General features: G+C 54.5%; 8 protein-coding genes. 6 read left to right on the top strand and 2 right to left on the bottom strand.

Features of this window, described 5'->3' with window-relative positions; all coding sequences use genetic code 11:
• Window positions 1-8: 8 nt before the first annotated feature.
• The 3 genes from FDZ78_RS03405 to FDZ78_RS03395 all read left to right on the top strand — a co-directional run bounded on the left by FDZ78_RS03405 (window position 9) and on the right by FDZ78_RS03395 (window position 11,204).
• Window positions 9-3,983 carry a hypothetical protein gene (locus FDZ78_RS03405; RefSeq protein ID WP_136409094.1) on the top strand — a complete coding sequence of 1,325 codons (3,975 nt, stop codon included), beginning with the start codon at window positions 9-11 and terminating at the stop codon, window positions 3,981-3,983.
• A gap of 103 nt (window positions 3,984-4,086) precedes the next feature.
• Window positions 4,087-4,275, top strand: coding sequence for a hypothetical protein (locus FDZ78_RS03400; protein ID WP_240740333.1), 189 nt, complete (start codon window positions 4,087-4,089; stop codon window positions 4,273-4,275).
• 2 nt (window positions 4,276-4,277) lie between these two features.
• Window positions 4,278-11,204: a hypothetical protein gene (locus FDZ78_RS03395; protein WP_137426176.1), complete on the top strand. Its 6,927-nt coding sequence runs from the start codon at window positions 4,278-4,280 to the stop codon at window positions 11,202-11,204.
• Between the two features lie 134 nt (window positions 11,205-11,338).
• Here the strand turns inward: FDZ78_RS03395 and FDZ78_RS03390 are convergent, their stop codons facing one another.
• Window positions 11,339-13,165, bottom strand: coding sequence for a SusC/RagA family TonB-linked outer membrane protein (locus tag FDZ78_RS03390; protein WP_136409091.1), 1,827 nt, complete (start codon window positions 13,163-13,165; stop codon window positions 11,339-11,341).
• A 294-nt stretch (window positions 13,166-13,459) separates the two neighbouring features.
• Complete coding sequence (locus FDZ78_RS03385) at window positions 13,460-16,204, bottom strand: substrate-binding domain-containing protein (protein ID WP_107032993.1); 2,745 nt, start codon at window positions 16,202-16,204, stop codon at window positions 13,460-13,462.
• Window positions 16,205-16,401: 197 nt separating this feature from the next.
• On the opposite strand from FDZ78_RS03385, the gene FDZ78_RS03380 reads away from it, so the two are divergent.
• The 3 genes from FDZ78_RS03380 to FDZ78_RS03370 are packed head-to-tail and all read left to right on the top strand — an operon-like array spanning window position 16,402 to window position 20,372.
• On the top strand, window positions 16,402-18,237 hold the full coding sequence (locus FDZ78_RS03380; protein ID WP_240740332.1) for a DUF4980 domain-containing protein: 1,836 nt from the start codon (window positions 16,402-16,404) through the stop codon (window positions 18,235-18,237).
• A 28-nt stretch (window positions 18,238-18,265) separates the two neighbouring features.
• Window positions 18,266-19,459: an MFS transporter gene (locus FDZ78_RS03375; protein WP_240597803.1), complete on the top strand. Its 1,194-nt coding sequence runs from the start codon at window positions 18,266-18,268 to the stop codon at window positions 19,457-19,459.
• Between the two features lie 31 nt (window positions 19,460-19,490).
• Window positions 19,491-20,372, top strand: a complete 882-nt coding sequence (locus tag FDZ78_RS03370) for a carbohydrate kinase (RefSeq protein WP_136409090.1) — start codon at window positions 19,491-19,493, stop codon at window positions 20,370-20,372.
• The last annotated feature ends 21 nt before the right edge of the window (window positions 20,373-20,393 follow it).

Below are 20,393 nucleotides of genomic sequence, written 5' to 3'. Positions count from 1 at the left end.
ATTCAAACATGCTTATAACGATATACGATAGATACGGTATCCCCAAGGCGGAACTATCCCCGAATGACAGTTCCGTACAGTCGAAGGAAGTTCAGGGCGACAATGTCCTGACGCTCTCCTTCACTCTGTACGAGCACATAGCCCTTGATGTGTACGACTACGCCGATTTCGAGGGGGAGCACTATTGGCTCACCGAGAGATACCGCCCGAAGCAGAAATCCACACGCGAATGGACATACGACCTCAAACTCTATGGAATTGAGAGCCTGATAAAGAACTGGCTCGTGCTTAAGACAGTCGACAACGAGCAGGACCCGGTGTTCACGCTGACCGCACCCCCACGGGAGCATGTGGCCATGATAGTGAAATGTATGAACGACGCATGCGGCAATATCACCGACTGGAAGGTAGGACAGGTGAACGGCACCGAGAACATCACCATTGACTATTTCGGTAAATACTGCGACGAGGCGCTCAAGGAGATAGCCGAGAAAGTCGGTGCCGAATGGTGGGCCGAGGGGCAGACCGTCAACATCTGTCGTTGCGAGCATGGAGAACCCATAACACTCGGATACGACAAGGGCTTGCTGTCGATAGATCCCGGCACAGCGAACAATGTCAAATTCTACACAAGACTGTTCCCGAAAGGAAGCTCAAGGAATATTGACCCATCGAAATATGGCTTTTCGCGTCTGCAGCTTCCGGGTGGACAAAAGTATGTAGAGGCTTATTCCGACGAATACGGCATCGTGGACCATTACGAGGAATCCGCCTTTGCCGACATCTACCCCAGGCGCATAGGCACTGTCAGCAGAGCCAGGAGCGAGACCCGGAAAGGGCAGGACGGCAATACATACGATGTCTATTACTTCACCGACAACAGTCTGCCATTCGACCCCACCGACTACATGATAGGCGGCAAGGTCATCCGTGTGTCCTTTCAGGAGGGGAGCGAACTTGCCGGCCAGGGTGATGAAGATAACGGTACATTCTATTTCGAGGTAAATTTCGACAGCAAGACCCGCGAGTTCGAGATTATCACAATATGGCCGTATGACAACGACATGCAGCTACCCGGCGACAAGCTCATACCCAAGCCAGGCGACAGATACATATTGTGGAACCTCCATATGCCGGACGAATACTACTCCCTTGCCGAAGAGGAACTGCTGACTGCTGTCAATGCCTTCAACAAGGAGCATACCCTCGACATCGCGGTTTTCAAGGCCCCGACCGACCATGTATGGATAGAGGAGAACGCTGTCAGGCTCAGCATCGGACAGAGGGTGCGCCTTGAGAGTGACAAGTACTTCCCCGGCACCGGCTATCGCGACAGCCGCATCACCAGGATAACGCGCAAGGTCAACCTTCCGTCGCGCATGGACATCGAGATCAGCGACGCGCTCAGCCGGAGCACCATGCAGAAGGTGTCTGACAGTATCGGGGAGACCCGGACATATATCCGCGACATAGCCGGCTCCATCTCGATGCCGGACATCATACGCACTTGGGACAGGACTGTTCCCACCGACAACAACCTTTTTTCCGCCCGGCGCAGCCAACGGGAATTCATAAGCAAGAACAGCCCCGACCGGGCCAAAAAGAAGATTATCTTCGAGGAAGGACTGGATGCAGGCGACTTTATTCCCGGCACCCAGGGCGGAACCATAGACGGTGCCGGCAATGCCGAACTTCTTACTCTCCTTGTGCGTGCCCTGTTAAGCTCCCCGAAATTCGTTGACGGATTCGCTGGAGAGGGGTGGCGTATATGGCTTGAGAACGGGCTGTCGCACCTGACGGTCGACAGGCTGACCGTGCGTCAGATCATGACCGTGTTCGAACTGCTCGTCGAGAAGATCCGGAGCGTGGGCGGCCAGATATGCGTGTCGGCGGCCAACGGCAAGATCAAGGAGGTGCAGAGTGTCAATGGTCACTATATAATCACCTTCGAGCAGGATAACACTTTCGTTGCCCATGACCTCATGCGCTGCCAGACTTTCACCGGCGGTAACCTTAAGAGCTACTGGGTAGAAATCGCAAACGTAAGCGGTAACACTGTTGTTATTCCGGCAACAGAATTTGCCGGGGCGGTACCGATGCCTGGCGACGAGTGTGTGCTGATGGGCAATACCTCCGATCCCAAGCGTCAGAACCTCATACTCATATCGGCCACCGAGGAAGGGCAGCCACGTATCGATGTCCTCGATGGTGTGCGCGACAAGAATTTCTCCAGCTGTCTACGCGCCCGGTTCGGCAACCTTGACGGCATTACCGACGACTGGTTCCCTGCAGATAATCAGCCCCACGGCAACGGCGTGTACAGCGATAACGCCTATCTGCGAGGCACATTCCTGTTGGTTACAGGTGAGGATATAAAGACGAAGTTTGAAATAGTCGAGGGTCGAATCACAAGCTCCATCGAAGCAGTGCGCCAGGACTTCGTGGCTGACAAAGGCTATCTGAGCAACCCGACATTCTCTTTGGGGATGGAAAAGTGGGACACATCCAACGAGGCCGTGTTCTTCCTTGTCGGCAACAAATGGCTTTGGGTCAACAACAACGTCCTGATAAAGAAAGGGAACTGCGCGAGTGTCACCCGTGATTCAGACCGCACGGTCGTAAGAATCGTTGACAAATACATACTCCAGAAGAATGTCGACCTACGCAGCAAACCCACGTTCCGCACCAACTCCGACGGCAAGAAAGAGCCGTTGCCGGTGTATCTGAGCTTCTTCTACAAAGTAAAAAAGAGTGGGGTGCTGAAAGTCGGATTCGAGAATGTTGACAAGACCGGATTCGAGAATTTCAATTCATTCGAATATGCCACGGATCTGAATCCCACTGACGGCTATCAGCAGTTCTCTTGTGACGGACTTTGGAATGGGACCGGAGACTTCAAACTTAGTTTCTCTGGTGAGATATATTTGTATATGCTCGTGCTGTCCACCGACAAGGTAGAGGCACTTACATATAAATACCGCACACTGTTTGAGCAGAGCGAGAAACTGATAAGAATTTCGGCGCAGAACTTTGGCCCCGATGGCAAGGTGCTTGCCGAATCTGGCATTTTGACAACCTCACAAATGTCGGGTTTGTATGCCATCGACAGCGAAGGCAATCTCCAATCGTTTGTTGGTGCTGGGCAGGACGGTGTAAAAATCAAGGCTGAATACATCAAACTTGAGGGTATTATTACGGCAAATGGAAATATTCAGATTAAAGAAGACGGAAGTATCGTGGCTCACAATGGTAAGTTCACCGGAGTTCTTAATCTGTCTGCCGGGTACAACGGATTCACCAATGGCAATAATATAATCCACATGAAGCCATTAGAGGCGGGCGTTGTAAAAAATATGACATTCCCTTGGGATGATGTATATGAAGATATAGGGAAGGTAATTCGTTTTTACAATTCGTCGCCTAAAGGTGGTGGAATATACACTTTCGGTCTATACTCGTGGCGAGGTGCAAAAGATGGTTCCTACGGCCACCAATATCATACTTATGATGTGGTAGTGCTTCCTCAAGAAACTGTAGAGATAACGAATTTCTTGAAAAGCGACAATGAAAACAGCTACGAGTGTGAATGGATTATGACCAATAGATTCGGCCCGGAAAATTTTAGAGAAACAAACGGATACTTAGGCCGTTTCCCGAGAATGCTTGCGCTTGGGAGGCTTTCTTATAATGAATCTTCAAAAACTGCGATTATAAATGGAAAGTTATGGGATGACCGAAATATGGGTAGTTACATGACAGTTGAACGGTCGCAAGCCGGGCGATATGTTGTGTCATTTGAAAGCGGACTTTTTCCAAATGGATATAAGGTCATTGTTTGTGGGTATGGTTCATGGACGATTGACGCTCGTGTGTTTGAGGTGGCCAACGATCATTTCTCAATTGGTATGTCTGATGACGAAACGGGCAATGACTCAAATTGCGAAATAATGGTGCTTGCACCTATTTGGAGTTATAATGCGTAAAATCAGAAATATGACAAAACTTAATTTTCAAAGATTCAAGATTCCGGCAGGGATCAGTAAGTCTGTTTATAAAACAGGAGACGCGAGAGAGTGTGTGGCAGATATGATTTACATTAATGTGAATGGGATACGTGCGCATGCCCTCGCAATGAAAATCTACCGTAGTGAGGGTGTTACCGACTATACCGACGAAGAGGTACGCACCATCACGGAGGTCGCGGCCAATTACGGAACCCCGGCATTCATCGACGGGCTTAACGAGCAGATAAACAACCAGACTAAAACAGACTAATCATGGCATTATCACAGGCAGACAAGAACGAGATGCTCAACGCCATCAAGGCCGAGAGCCAGAGCATGGATGAACTCCCCGTCGTGGCGAGCCTTGACGGCATCACAACCCTCCCGGCCATCCGCGGCACCGAGGTCGTAAGCGCACCGGTGTCGCTGCTGCGCAAGCCGGCCGATGACGCGGCGAAATCCGCAACAACGGCAGCCTTAAACGCAACCAATGCGACCTTACAGGCCAACGCTGCAAGGGACGCAGCGTCACAGGCTGCGACAGTCGCTGCAAACGCGGCAACACAGGCCCGAGATGCAGCAACGGCAGCGAATGATGCCACCACACAGCTTCAGAAGGCCATAGAATCGGCGCGCCGCCATCCCATGGTACTTGTGAACGACATCTTAGGCGACCCCGAGCGGGTATTCGCAGACTGGAGCGCGGCCAAGGACGCATTGGCCGCGCACTCGCAGTCCGATGGTGACGAGTATATGTCCATCGGCTGTGTGATGATATTCAGAGGATCCAAAGGCTGGGAGTCGTGGCAGTTCATCGGTAATTCGGATAATGACATTTCCGATGCGACCAAGTGGATACCATTCGCCACCGCCGGAACCGGGAGTGGTAGCGGATACTATAACGTCACCGCCCTGCATCCGCTGACCACAGGTTATTACACCAAGACGACCGCCGTGGCTAAACTCGCCGAAGCCGACATCGATGACGAGCAGAAGCGCGGCATGATCATCACCTTTGAGAGCGCCGCCGGCAAATGGGAGGACTACCGTTTCATCGGCACGAGCCTCTCCACCTTCACCAACCCAGGCGCATGGGAGGAATACGGGTCAAAGAACACCGTCAGGAGTGTCACCGTCAACGGCGAAAAGAAAACGCCGGATGCGGAAGGGAATGTCGGCATCACAATAAATGAGACCGAGGTGGACGACAGCCTCAACCCCGATAGCACCAATCCGGTGCAGAACGGAGTAGTGACCGCCAAACTGTCGGAACTGGAATCCGGCACGCTGTTCAACAACGAGGTCATCGAGAACGAGGACGGCACCGTCACCGTGCAGCTCAAGAGCAAGAGCGCCGTCATCACCGACTTCACCATACCCGCCGGTGGCGGGGGTGGGGGAGATGCAGCCGGCACCAAGATAGTGCTGAACGCATCGCTGAGTGCGTCTACCATAAAGGATGGCGGCTCGGCTATCCTTACATGGAGCTACGACCACCAGTTCACAGGCGAGGAAGCCGGGCAGAGCACAGGGCAGAAAGCCACCGTTGAAATCACCGTCAAGCGCGGCATCGTCACCACCTACAGTGAAACAAAGCAGAATGTCAGCAAGGGGACTTACACCCTCGACCTCACAAAATACCTCCTTCTCGGAACAAGCGACATCTATGTCACAGCCACGGCCACCGACCCGACCACCGGCAAACAGCAGCGCAAGCCGGCCTATGTCAGCATCAAGGTGGTCAGCCTGAACCTTTCAAGTTCATACAACGTGGCTTCCGGACTCGCCCAGGGCGGTTACGACCTCCATGACAAGGTCGAGATACCATACGCCGTGTCCGGTGCCGGCACGAAATCCGTAATACTGTATGTCGACGGTGTGCAGCGCAACCTCCACTCGGTTACAAGGAGCGGCACCACCAACGGCAACTTTAACCTCGACATGGCCGGGCTGTCGGTAGGGCGCCATACCGTTCAGATGGTCGCCGAGATGGAGCAGGACAGTCTTACGCTCTGCAGCGAGAGCATCTACTTCGACATCCTCAAACGCGGCAGCAACGCACCCTTCATAGGCACCAAGATTATCCACCCTGACGGGCGCATATTCACCGGGGCGGCTCACTCCATCCCGGTCATCGAGGCGGGGCAGTACGAGAAATGCACATTCGACTTCGCCGCCTATGATCCGTCGGTAGTTCCGGCTACAGTGGAACTTTGGCACAACGGCACACTGGCGCGTACCGTAAGCGTGCCCAGAACCGCGCAGACCTATACCAACCGATTTACCGAGAAAGGACGGCAGATCCTGCAGCTGAAACTCGGCTCGGCAAGTTACACCATACATATCGACGTGGCCGAGAGCGGCATCGACATCGGCGAAGCGCAGTACGGCCTGCAGTTCAAACTCGACGCAGCCGGACGTAGCAACGACGAAAGCCCCGATGACCGCGCCAAATGGGAATCGAACGGCATTACAACATCGTTTGAAAACGTGGACTGGGGCAGCAGCGGATGGATAGACGGGGCCTTGAAGCTCACCAACGGAGCGAGGGCCACCATCGGCTACAGACCTTTCGCCACCGATGTCAAGTCCGGCGGCCTGACGGTCGAGATAACAATGCGCGTGAGCAACATCATGGACCGCACGGCCTCTGTGGTGTCATGTATCGACAAAGGGAAGGGCCTGCTCGTCACCACCTCCGAGGCGAGCTTCAGAACCGGGCAGACCGTCACCTACACCAACGAGGACGACGAGCAGGTCACACGCGAGATCAAGCTCGCCACCAATATAGTCGAGGGAGAGTGGACCAAGGTCGCCCTGACGATAGGCACGGCCGCACAGGACCGGCTGATGGAACTATACATGAACGGCAACCGCAACGGCGCCGACATCTATGACTCATCATTCAGCTTCCGTCAGGACACGCCGCAGGAGATCACCATTGACAGTTCCGAAGCTGACATCGAGATAAAGAGCATACGAGTATATAACCGTGCCCTCAGCGACGACGAGGAACTCGAGAACCGCATCGTCGACTGCGAGACCACCGAGGAGATGATGGGTGAATTCACCATCAACGACATCCTGGGCGACAACGGCGATGTCGACCTCGACAAGCTGCGAGCCCAAGGGAAGGGAGTCCTGCGCATCGTCAGGAAGAACATGCTCGATGATGTCTACGAGACCAACAACAAGAAGACCGACTTCCTTGCCGATGTCTACTTTTATTCGCCGCTCGGCCCCGATTACGACTTCATCCTCACCAACTGCTATATCCGCATACAGGGTACATCGTCGACCAAATATCCGAGCAAGAATATCCGCATCTACTTCACCAAGGGCAGCGAGAATCTCTCCATGACCGGCAAGAACGTACTTGCCGGCAACAAGTACAGGATGCGCCCCGGAGCCGTGCCCGTGCCCATCGTCTGCTGCAAGAGCGACTACTCCGACTCGTCGATGTCGCTCAACACCGGCGGTGCCAAGCTGTTCAACGACGTCATGAAGGAACTGGGTCTGCTGACCCCTCCGCAGCGCCACCAGTACGAGCAGGGGGGCAACAGCCTCGCGGCCATAAACGTGCGCACCGCCATCGACGGCATGCCCATCGACATCTTCTGTGCCGAAACCGCCGACGGCGAGAACGTCTACTACGGCCAGTACAACTTCAACAACGAGAAATCCAAGAGCGGCCCGGTGTTCGGCATGGAAGGGGTCGAAGGCTATACCCCGGAATGCCCCATCGCCCTCGAGATGCTCAACAACACCTCCCCGATATGTCTGTTCGCCACCGCAAGCGATGAAGACCTTGCAGCCAAATTTGACGCCGGAGCTGAGGTAAACTATGGAGTCAACACATCGGGCAAAGTCAAGAGCGACGGCGACTGCGCATGGACCCCTAACCCTGCAAAAGACGTGAGCGAACTGGGTCCGGAAGCTAAATCCGCACTCAAACGCCTTTACGGATGGATACGCTCATGTGTGCCGGCCGGGGCAAACTCCAACGACCTCTCCACATTCAGGAGCGACAAGTTCAAAAACGAGATAGGGCAGTATTTCGACAAGGACTTCCTTCTGACCTACTACATTTTCACCGACTACTTCCTGAGCGTGGACCAGAGAGCCAAGAACATGATGCTCCGCACATGGGACGGCCTCAAATGGTATATCACATATTACGATGGCGACACCCAGTTGGGCAAACGTAACGACTGCTTCCTGGTCTATCTCTATACCACCGACCGCGACACATGGGACGCCGAGGCCGGCAAATACGCCTTCGAGGGACACGACTCATGGCTGTGGAACCTCGTTCTCGCCAACCTTCAGGATGATCTGAAACGCTGTGCCGGGGCCTTCCGCGCCGTCATGACCAACGAGCGTGTGCTGTCTATGCTCAACGACGAACAGAGCGGCAACTGGAGTGACCGTGCGTTCAACAAGTCCGGCTATCTGAAATACATCGCCCCTGCCACGAGGGAGATGTACGGCAAGGTATGGCCGTTCATCTACGCCCTGCAGGGCAGCAACAGGAGCCACCGCACCTACTTCATCAGAAACCGCTTCGCCCTTCTCGACGCCAAATACGGCACGAGCAACTTCACCTCCGACAACATCGACCTTTACATGGCCCGTGCCGCAGACGACACGAATGATACCCTGCGGATCACTGCCAACGAGCCATACGCCTTCGGCTACGGAACCAACAACAGCCCCAACATCGCCAATACAGGCATTGTCGACGCAGGCGACACGGCCACCCTCGACATCACCGGGGCCTATACGGTCAACGACCCTTTGCGCGTCTACGGCGCAAGCCGCATCAAGGCGCTCGACATGACAAGGGCGGCCGGCCATCTCAAGAACGCCCTCGACCTCGGCAAATGCTCCGTTCTGCGCGAACTCAACCTCGACGCGCCACAGGGCGGCGGTTCCACAGGGTGGTGGCTGTCAATAGGCAATTGCCGCCAACTGCGTAGACTATCCCTGCGTAATCAGACACAGGCCAAGACCGGCGGCAGCACCAGCACCGCCCTCAACCTCACCAACCAGACCAGACTTGAGGAACTCGATGCCAGGGGAACGAAAGTGCAGAGCATAAACTTCGCCAAAGGCGCGCCGGTGACCATCGCAAGGCTTCCGGGCACGCTGACAACACTGCGCCTTGAATACCTCGGCAAGCTCACCTCCGGCGGCCTGACACTGGAGACCTATGGCAACGTCCGCACCTTCATCTTCGACAACTGCCCCGGACTCAACTGGGAGGCGTTGCTGAATCGCTGCGCCAACGCCGACCGCATCCGTGTCACCGGCATAGACCGCGAGGACGACGGCACGTGGCTCAACAAGTTCATGGCGATGGGCGGGGTCGATGCCGAAGGCAACTTCACCGACACCTGCGCCCTTGTCGGCACGGTGCGCCTCACCAAATATATCGAGCAGGGGCGTTACGAGCAGATGTGCGCCCACTTCCCCGAACTGAACATCGTACAGCCCGAATACACCATGATCGAGTTCGACGACTCCGTAAGCGACGACGCAAACATCAGCAACCTCGACAACGACACGGGCTACAAATACGGCAACGAATACAAGCCCAGCGGTCATATCTCCGCGATACTCGCCAAACGTCACAAAACACTTGCCAAAGTGACGAAAAAGGCCACCACACGCCCTGTCACCATCGCCAACGTAGAGACCACGATGAACAACCTCGACGGCGAGATGACCTGGTTCCCCCTGCATGACGGCAACTCCAACTACTACGCCGACGCAGAGGATACAGTCAACTGCACCCCGGCGAAACTCGACTCCACGGAAGGAGACCTGATGATGTATGAGCCCGGCATGTGGTCCAAAGGCATCAACGATTATCTCAAGGCCAAGCACTACTCATGCTACAGTAGCAACGCAAAGGACAAAGCCCCGGCCCGGCCCGAAGCCGATGTTGTCACTCTCGATGACATAAAAGCTGGAGGCGGATACATACAGGGCCGCAAGATCATGACCGGCAAGGCTACACTTGCCACCTCCTACAGCAACGACAATTCCTATGCCGTCTGCTCCGTCGACGTATCGAAACACCGCAGGGTGCGCTTCCCGACCGTTCCCGGCACCAACCTCATGGGTTCCATCTTCTGCGACGCGCAAGGCAACAAGGTCAGCGAGGTCATAGTCCCGACCCTCGCCAACAAGTTCGAGCCGGGCATGTACCTCATTGTCGATGTGCCCGAAGGAGCAGTGTCGCTCCACTTCACCATACTCATTACAGCGGAGTTTGACAAGGTCATCCTTTCCAACTCGACAAAGATAGAGGACATGGAACCCGACTGGTACTACGATGACGAACATCTGTGCGCCGTTGTCGGCACCTCCGAGGTCAACGGCAAGTTCAGAGCGGCCGTTGCCGGCAAATACACACTGGCAAGCATGTCCTGGACCGACTTCCACTATTACAGCGCCCAGCGCGGCATGCAGCAGATAGACGCGATGATGCACTTCCGCATCGCCAACCTCTTCTACGCCAAATACGGTCGCAGGGATGCCCAGGAGCAGTGCGGAGCCGGCTCCCACACCAACAACCGCACAGTCGGTGGCACCATGAAATACGGCATGACCGATACCGTGGGCTACGAGGCTGCCAAAGCCATAAATCCGAACGTAACGAACTCCATGATAGAGAACCTCGTACACCAGTACGCTTGGTACATCAAAGAGGAGTACGGGGCGCAGACCGTGGAGCAGATGAATAACATCTGCTGCCTGGGCTACGAGGATATCTACGGCCATAAGTACGACATGATGGACGGTGTCGACCTTCCGAACACAAGCGGTAACGCCGGCAAGTGGCGGATATGGCTTCCCGACGGCAGCACCTTCATGATAAAGGGTCATACAACGAACGGAGCATGGACGACTGCCGTTGCTCACGGCCTTTATATGGCAGTAGTCCCCGTAGGAAGCGCCAATGGCTCATCAAGCACCCACTACTGCGACATCTACTGGATAAGCACCGCAACAGGCCGTGTGGTCTATCGCGGCAGCGCTTACGCGTATGCGAGTGGCGGCGTGTCGTGCGCGTATGCGTATTACGGTGCTTCGTATGCGAGCACGAGTGTCGGGTCGCGCCTGGCCTTCCGCGGCAAGCTCGTCAGGGCGCAGAGCGTGGCCGCTTACAAGGCGCTGATCGAGGTTGCGTGAGCGACAAAGCCAAAGCGGTCGCGCAGCGACCCAAAGCGTAAAGCGAAACACGAAAAGAACGGTCTTCGGACGATGTTCGGAGGCCGTTCAAATATGGTGGAGTGGAGCAGGGGAGTGCCGGACACGCGCCGGGGTCAACCCTCAGACCCCGGCGAAGCCGGGCGAAATTTTTTTGAAAATGGGTGTTCCGGGATACGTTTGGTTTTAGAAAAAGCAACGCTTCGTTTCAAGAGCGCGTAACATTTCGTTTTGCGGATTATATTTCCGAACACGGAGAACATCGAGTAGTTCGAGGCTCCGGAACCGGTGTTCTTATTTGAGGTGACATTGCCCAGATAGAGATAGTCGGGGGCTTCGATCTCAAGGCCTTTGCCTTCGCCGAACATGTCTTCGAAGTGGTTGCGCTTGGCCTCGATGCCGAGGAGCGCCATGATGGAGTTCTTGCCGAAGTCGGCGTTATACTGTGCGGTGTTGGTCCAGACCCAGTCTGTGGTCTTGCTTGAATACTGATAGAGACTGTTGGTCTTGTCGCGGAGGTTGGCAGGGGTGAAAATCTTGTCGTTGCCGTTGTGGTAGTTGAGACCGAAGTTGGTCTTGATGATGAGGTTCTTGATCGGTTCGACAGAGAGATAGGCGTTGCCGAACACTCGCCAGTATTCGCGTTTGTTGTTGGCTTCCTCTTCGATCTGGCGCATGATGTTGGGGGTGTCGTTCAGGCCGAAGGCCACCTGGTCGTTGTAGTTGCCTTCCGAGTCATAGACTGTGCGGGCCGGGTGCATCTTGATTGCGTTTTCCTCTATTCTGCCGGGAGCGTTGTGCTGGCGCCACCAGTTGACGGTGACATTGCCGCCGGCGCGCAGGCGGTTGTTGATGAAGCCGTAGTCTGAACTGAAGCGGGCGTTGGCTTTCTGGAAATCGGAGCCTTTGATGATACCGTCATGGTCGAGCCAGCTCAGCGAAAGTGATGACGAACCGTTTTCATCGCCTCTGGAGAGGCCTACGCTGTAGGTCTGCATAAGCGCTGTGCGGTGGATCTCTTTTTCCCAGTCGGTGTTCTGCGGGTTGACCATTACTCCGTTGAGGTTCACGTAGGGCTGGAGTTTGGGGGTGGCGCCGTTGCCGTAGAGTTCAGAGGTCGGGGTGGTGCCGTAGGAATATTTGTAGGCTGACCAATAGACGTCGCCCCACTGGTCGGCATTGAGCATGTCAAGGCCGCTCTGATAGGTTTGGAGTGTGAGTGTGGCGTCGAATGTTACGCGGCTTTCACCCTTTTTGGCGCGCTTGGTGGTGATGATGATCACGCCGTTGGCTGCCTGGGCGCCGTAGATCGAAGCCGAGGCTGCGTCCTTGAGCACCTGGATCGACTCCACGTCGTTGCTGTTGAGGATGGTGCCCGGATTCTCGCGGGTCATCACGCCGTCGATCACATAGAGCGGACCGTTGGCCTCGCTGCGGAATGAAGAGGCGCCGCGGATCGATGTGCCGGTGCTCAGACCGCCCGGTGTTCCGTCAGTGGTGATGTTCATGCCGGCCACACGGCCCTGGAGTGCCTGGATTACGTTGCCGGTCGGGGTGTCAGACACATCTTTCATCTTCACTACAGACACCGAGCCGGTGAGGTCTGATTTCTTTTCAGATGAGTAACCCACCACTACTACTTCGTCAAGAATCTCGATGTCTTCGCTGAGGTGTATGGTCATTTCAGGCTCTGCCACGAGTGTCAGCGGCATGTAGCCTACATAAGAGATGGTGATCTTTGATCCTTCGGGAACTTTGAGTGTAAACTGTCCGTCGATATCGGTGCTTGCTCCTGTCTTCAGGACTTCTGACATGACGGAGGCCCCGATCAGAGGCTCGTCATCGGTCTTCGATAAAACCGTTCCGTGCACTGTGATGTTCTGTGCCTGTGCGCTGATTGCGGCGAGCAGCATGAACAGCGCATATAAGATAGTTTTTTTCATTGGTTAAAAGATTGGTAAATTTCTGACGCAAATTTATCACTGAATATATTGTAGTGCATATAACACCTGTTGCATTGGCTATAAAATATCGTGCTATGAATGATTTTTTATACATAAAGCACCATTTTTGACAGCCCTCCGGCGAATCAGACTCTCCCGCCGGAGAAAAGGAAACACACCGGCAGCTCCTTTGCGCAGGAGTGCCGGTGTGTCTTTATGTCAGGAAGTTTGTCTGTGGGGGCTTGACAGTTGTCATGAAACACCCTATTAGAGGTTGTACAAATGTACGGCCTCTTATTTTGATGAAAGCCGTTCGCGCAGTTCGGTAGGGGTTTCGCTGAAGGCTTCTTTGTAGCACTTTGTGAAGTAGGCCGGGGTAGAGAATCCAACCTCATAGGCAATCTCGCTGATTGATTTCCGGGTGGTGGTCAGCAGGTCGCGCGAGCGTTTCAGTCTGAGATTGCGAAGGAGCTCCACCGGACTGTAGTTGGTCAGGGCCTTGATCTTGCGGTAGAACTGCGAGCGTCCGAGCCCCATGCGTGAGGCAAGCTGATCAACGTTCAGATCAGAGTTGCCCATCTCTGCGGTGACTATCGAGAGAAAGCGGGCATAGAATTCGTTGTCAAGATCGCCGTTGGGGGCCGCAGCCTTGTCGGGGGGCAGCGCCGGGCGCGGTCTGTCGCTCATGCCGCCTATCGGGTTTGCCGACCAGAGGTCCTTGATTCTGCGCCGGTTGTCGATCAGATTACGGCATCTCGATTTCAGCACCGAAGAGTTGAACGGCTTGGCGACATAGCCGTCGGCACCGCTGTCGTAGCCCTGCGCCCGCTGTTCGTCCATCGAACATGCCGTCAGCAGGAGCACCGGAATGTGAGATGTCGACACCTCTTCTTTTATACGGCGGCAACATTCAAGTCCGTCCATCAGAGGCATCATTACATCGCAGATGATTAGATCAGGGACATATTTGGCCGCGAGCCGCAGACCGTCCTTGCCGTTGGCCGCGAAGATCATCACATAGTCATCGCTGAGAAGTTCGCGTATCATATGGCGGATGTCCTCGTTGTCATCGATCACAAGCAGCAGAGGCTTGTCGGCGTCGATTTCCTGTGGTTCCGGCTCGATTTCTCCGAGTTCGGCGTCGACAACACTCTCGCTGATGATGCCCGGCGTCACCGTCTCGGCTGTGTCGGAGATGTGTCTGACCGGAATGTTCACGGTGAATTCCGAGCCTACGCCTAACTGGCTCTCTACCGAAATGCTGCCCTCGTGGAGTTCTACGAAGGCTTTGGCAAGAGAGAGTCCTATGCCGGAGCCGTTCGGATGGACTTTGTCAACCTGATAAAAGCGGTCGAAGATATTGCCCAGGTCCTCCACCGAGATTCCGCGTCCGGTGTCAGCCACGGCAAACATCAGTTTTCCGTCGGCCAATGAGGCTGTGAAGCGTATGCTGCCGTTAGCAGGAGTGTACTTGAATGCGTTTGACATGAGGTTGAAAAACACCCGCTCGATTTTCTCCACGTCGATCGCTATCGTGAAGTCATCAGGCAGTCTGATGTCCACCGAAAGTTTTATGCCGCTTTTGCGCGCTATGGCGTGGAATGCCTCGGTCCAGTCATGGACGAGCGAGCCGAAATGCACCTCCGTGAGATTGACATCGAGCTTGCCGTTTTCATATTTGCGGAAGTCGAGTATCTGGTTTATCAGCCGGCGGAGTATCCTGACATTCTTGTCAGCTATCTTCATCAGAACCTGCTGCTGTGGGGTGAGGTTTTCGGCCCTGACAAGCTGCTCTACCGGCTCGGCTATCAGTGTCAGAGGTGTGCGCAGGTCATGCGAGACGTTGGTGAAGAAGACGAGTTTCGACTGAGTGGCGGCGTGGAGTTGTTCGTTTAGTTCTTTCTGAGCGTCGCGCTGTTCTTCAAGCAGCCGGTTCTGCTCCATGAGCTGGTGCTGGTGGCGCTGACGTTGCCAGAATGTGCGCAGAAGCAGAAACAGAACGCCGACAAGCAGCACAAGTATGGCTACGGCGGCATAGAACAGTGAGGTCTGTGCCGAATGGCGGCTCCAGAAGTCGTCCACCTGGCTTTTGAGCAGTCTGATTTTTTCGGTCTCTTCATTGAGCGATCCGTTCTGAAGCAGAAGGATGTCGGCGTTGGTGATGTCGACCGGAGAGGAGAGCGGCAGAGTGGACACCCGCTCGTATGGCTTGCCTTCGAGTATGGCAAGCGCTGTCCGGATAAGCCTGTAGCCCTCGGTGGGATAGAGAAAAGTTGCGTCGATCACACTGTCGGCCACAGCTTTGATGCCTATCTCTGGAGCGGCGTCAATGCCTATGATCTTCATTTTCAGTCCGCGGCGGCGGGCAACGTCGGAGGCTGCTATGGCCATGCGGTCATTGTGGGCATAGACCATGTCTGCGTCAGGATGCGCGGTCAGCAGTGAATCGGCTACCGGTACGGCTGATTCGTAAGTCCAGTCGCCTGAAGCAGATGCCACGACTGAAATCCCCTCGGCTGTAGCTCCGCGGTGGAATCCTTCGTGGCGTTCTATGGCCGGGGTGGAACCTTTCAGTCCGCAGATCTCTATGACCTTGCCACCCTCGCCTATGAGGTGTCGGGCATAGTGGGCCGCCGACTTGCCGATTTCGGTATTGTCTACCCCCTGGAACGCTGTGTATGTGTCACCGTTGATCTTGCGGTCAAAGACTATCACCGGAGTTCCGGATTCATAAACCTCTTTTATTATAGGTGTGATGGCGTCGGCCTCGTTCGGAGCGGCGATGATGATGTCAAAACCGTTGTCCATGAAATAACGGATGTCGGCAATCTGGCGTTCATTGCTGTTGTCGGCCGAGCGGATCTCTACTGTCGCTTCGGGATGAAACATGATCTCGCGGTTGATCTCATCGTTCATTTTCATGCGCCATCCGTCCTGGCTGCATTGGGAGATGCCGATGCGGTAAGGCTCCTTCTTCCGGCACGAGGGGAAGAAAAGCAGTGACGTCAACATGAGTAAGAGTATGATGATTCTGTTCATGGCTGATGTTAAGAAGCAGTTTGCTGTGTGTCCGGCAAAGATAAGGATAATATTATGAAAAATAAGTACTTTGCTTGCAATTTTGCGCCCATGCAACATATTTGACAGCGATTGCACTATTTTTTATAGTCATAATCGGCAGGAGTTGATAGTTTTGCATTGTCAAACAACTGCTAACACAATAACATTAATAAAATATGAACCGAATTTCTAATATCGTGATGACGATGATTGCAGCCACGGCAATCGGAGCAGCCGGCTCTCTCCGGGCTGCTGAAAGAGGGGTCGAGATTGAACATCTCGGCGTCAACAATACTCTTGTGCGCGTTACCGCTGACGGTAAATATCTCATACTCCCGGTCCAGGAGTCGAATGACGAGGCCACGGTCAACGTGCTTGTCGACGGCAAGACTGACAAGACTCTCAGCGTGCGTCTGGCCAAGTCGAAGGTCGACTATACCGTGCCTCTGAAAATAGAAGACTATAAAGGAAAGAAAGTTTTGCTCAATGTGGTCACCTCGCAGAGCCGCTCGTCGGTCCGCGAGGCCAAAGAAGATGCCTGCTGGCAGAACATATCTGTTTCCGATACTTTCGATACAAGCAATCGTGAAAAATTCCGTCCGGCCTATCACCACACTCCGCTCTACGGCTGGATGAACGACCCGAACGGAATGTTCTACAAAGATGGCGAATGGCATCTCTGCTACCAGTGGAACCCCTACGGCTCGAAATGGCAGAATCTCTCATGGGGACATTCCGTCAGCCGCGACCTGATCCACTGGGAGCACCGTCCCGACGCTGTGATCGAGCCTGACGGCCTCGGAATGATATTCAGCGGAAGTTCAGCAGTAGACCGCAGCGGCAGCGCCGGTTTCGGCAAGGACGCGGTGGTGGCTATGTACACTTCGGCTGCCGCAAGCCAGATCCAGAGTCTCGCCTGGAGCGATGACAACGGAGAAACTTTTACGAAATATGACGGCAACCCGGTGCTCACGCTTGACAGCGAAGCCCGCGACCCGAATATGTTCTGGGATGCGGAGCGCAATGTCTGGATTCTGGTGCTCGCCCATGCTCTTGACCATGAGATGCTGATTTTCTCTTCGCCCGACATGAAGGACTGGACTCTTGAAAGCAGCTTCGGCCGTGGTCTCGGCGCGCAGGACGGTGTCTGGGAATGCCCCGACCTCTTCGAACTGCCTGTCAATGGTGAATCCGGCAAGAAGTGGGTGCTTCTCTGCAACCTGAATCCCGGCGGGCCTTTCGGCGGCAGCGCCACACAGTATTTCATCGGCGATTTCGATGGCAAGACTTTCACTTCTGACACCGATGACTCAGGCAAGGTTCCCACCAAGTGGCTCGACTACGGCAAGGACCACTATGCCACCGTCAGCTTCAGCGATGCTCCTGACGGACGCCGCACGGTGATAGGCTGGATGAGCAACTGGCAGTATGCTCCTGAGGTACCGACAATGCAGTTTCGCAGTGCCAACACTCTTCCGCGCGAGATGGGTCTCTTCCGTGCGCCCGATGGTCAGCTCTACGTGTCGTCCACACCCTCGCCTGAGGTCGACGCTCTCAGAGGCGCGCTCGTGAAATCAGTATCAAAAACTTCTCTCGGCTCAAAGGCCAGGACATATTCCATCCCCGAACTCTGCGAGATCGACATGGAGATCAGTCCCAAGAAAGCCGAATCAGTGGAAATAGAGCTTTCAAATGCCGCAGGCGAGAAGGTCGTGATGATCTATGATGCAAAGTCTGACAGTCTGTCATTCGACCGCCGCAAGAGCGGAATAGTGGACTTCAGCCAGGACTTTCCGGCAGTGACCGTAAGCCCGGCCTATACCGACGGCGACAAGGTGGGTCTGCGCATCTTCATTGACCGTTCAAGCATTGAGGTCTTTGGTAAAGACGGCCGTTTCGCCATGACCAACCTTGTGTTTCCCAACAGTCCCTACAGCCGTCTCTCAGTGCGGGCTACCGGAGGGAGCGTCCGTCTCTCCGATCTTAAGATCTACTCGATAACAGTTGAATAAAACCTCCTCAAAATACTCCGAACAAGTTATGGAAATTTCACAGACTTTAGCCGGCGACAAGAAAAGTTCGCTGATACAGATAGCCCCAGTGATGCTCTGCTTCTTCGCAATGGGTTTTGTTGACCTAGTTGGCACCGCATCAAACTATGTGCAGAAAGATCTGGGCCTGACCGATTCGCAGGCCAATCTCTTCCCCTCGCTCGTATTCTTCTGGTTTCTGATATTCTCGGTGCCCACCGGAATGCTGATGAACCGCATCGGGCGCAAGAAAACAGTGCTTCTGAGCCTGCTTGTGACAGCCGTCTCGCTGATACTCCCGATCACAGGCGACAGCTATACCACCATGCTCCTCTCGTTCTCTCTGCTCGGCATCGGCAATGCCATCATGCAGACCTCTCTCAACCCGCTGGTGTCAAATCTCATAAGCCCCAGCCGGCTTGCGTCGACGCTGACATTCGGACAGTTCGTCAAGGCCATAGCCTCGTTTCTCGCACCGGTGATCGCAGCCTGGGGAGCCACAACATATCTTCCGACCTTCGGACTCGGCTGGCGCGCGCTGTTTGTGATCTACGCCGTGATAAGCCTTGTGTCAATCTCGGCCCTCGCCGCCACTCCCATCGAGGAGGAGCGCTCGGACAAAGCTTCGGGCGTGGGTGAATGCCTCAGACTGCTCGGCCGACCCTTCATTCTTCTCTGCTTCCTGGGCATCATGTGTCACGTAGGTATCGACGTGGGCACCAACACAACCGCTCCCAAGATCATCATGGAGCGTCTCGGCCTGCCGCTCGAAGAAGCCGGATTCGCAACGAGCGTCTATTTCATCTTCCGTACAGCCGGCTGCTTCCTCGGAGCTTTCATACTGCGTTCGGTGTCACCGAAACTGTTTTTTGGAATCAGTGTGGTGATGATGCTTGCAGCTATGGGAATGCTTTTCACCTGCGAGTCGCTGACAATGATCTATGCCGCGCTTGGCCTGATCGGCTTCGGTAACTCCAACATATTCTCTGTAATCTTCTCGCAGGCTCTGATGGCTTCGCCCGATGAAAAGAACGAGGTCTCCGGACTCATGATCATGGGACTCTTCGGAGGCACCGTCTTCCCTCTCGCAATGGGCTATGCCGCCGACGCCACCGGCCAGGCTGGCGCAGTGGCAGTGATGACTGTCGGAGTGGCTTATCTTCTGTATTACACATTGAAAATCAAATCGTCAAATAATCAATAAATTATCAGACACCTTCCAAATCAGCAAGATCATGAATAACTATGTAGTAGGAATGGGCGAAGCCCTGTGGGACGTACTCCCCGAAGGAAAAAAGATAGGTGGCGCACCTGCCAATTTCGCTTATCATGTCTCTCAGTTCGGGCTTCCCAGCTGTGTGGTGAGCGCTGTCGGCGAAGATGCCCTCGGCAAGGAAATAGTTGATAATTTCACCTCCAAGGGCCTCAACCAGCTTATAGCCGAAGTGCCTTATCCCACCGGAACAGTGCAGGTTGAGATCGACCAGGCCGGTGTTCCGCAGTATGAGATCAAAGAAAACGTTGCGTGGGACAATATACCCTATACCGCCCATCTCGAATCACTCGCAGAAAAGACAAGGGCTGTCTGCTTCGGATCACTCGCACAGCGCAATGTGGTGTCGCGCAACACGATCAACCGTTTTCTTGATGCCATGCCTCAGAACGACGATACGCTGGTGGTCTTTGACGTCAACCTCCGTCAGGGATTCTACAACAAGGAAATCCTCTGCAATTCGATGAAGCGCTGTAACATTCTTAAGATCAACGACGAGGAACTGGTTACCGTGAGCCGCATGTTCGGCTATCCCGGAATCGACCTCCAGGACAAATGCTGGATCCTTCTTGGAAAATACAATCTCAAGATGCTGATTCTCACCTGTGGCATCAACGGCAGCTATGTATTCACCCCCGGCAATGTATCTTTCCAGCCTACACCGAAAGTTGAGGTAGCCGATACCGTAGGCGCAGGTGATAGCTTTACAGCCGCTTTCATATCGTCGATTCTTAAAGGCAAATCCGTGGCCGAGTCCCATTCATTGGCAGTCCAGAGTTCGGCTTTCGTCTGCACCCGCAAGGGAGCCATGCCGATTCTGCCTGAAGAACTGACCACAGCGTAAGTTGCACACGCAAGGGAGCCA

This window comes from Duncaniella sp. B8, assembly GCF_005304985.1.
GTDB classification, from domain to species: Bacteria; Bacteroidota; Bacteroidia; order Bacteroidales; family Muribaculaceae; genus Duncaniella; species Duncaniella muris.
The sequence above is the reverse complement of the archived record's forward strand: the minus strand, read 5'-3'. Positions and strand labels throughout refer to the sequence as shown.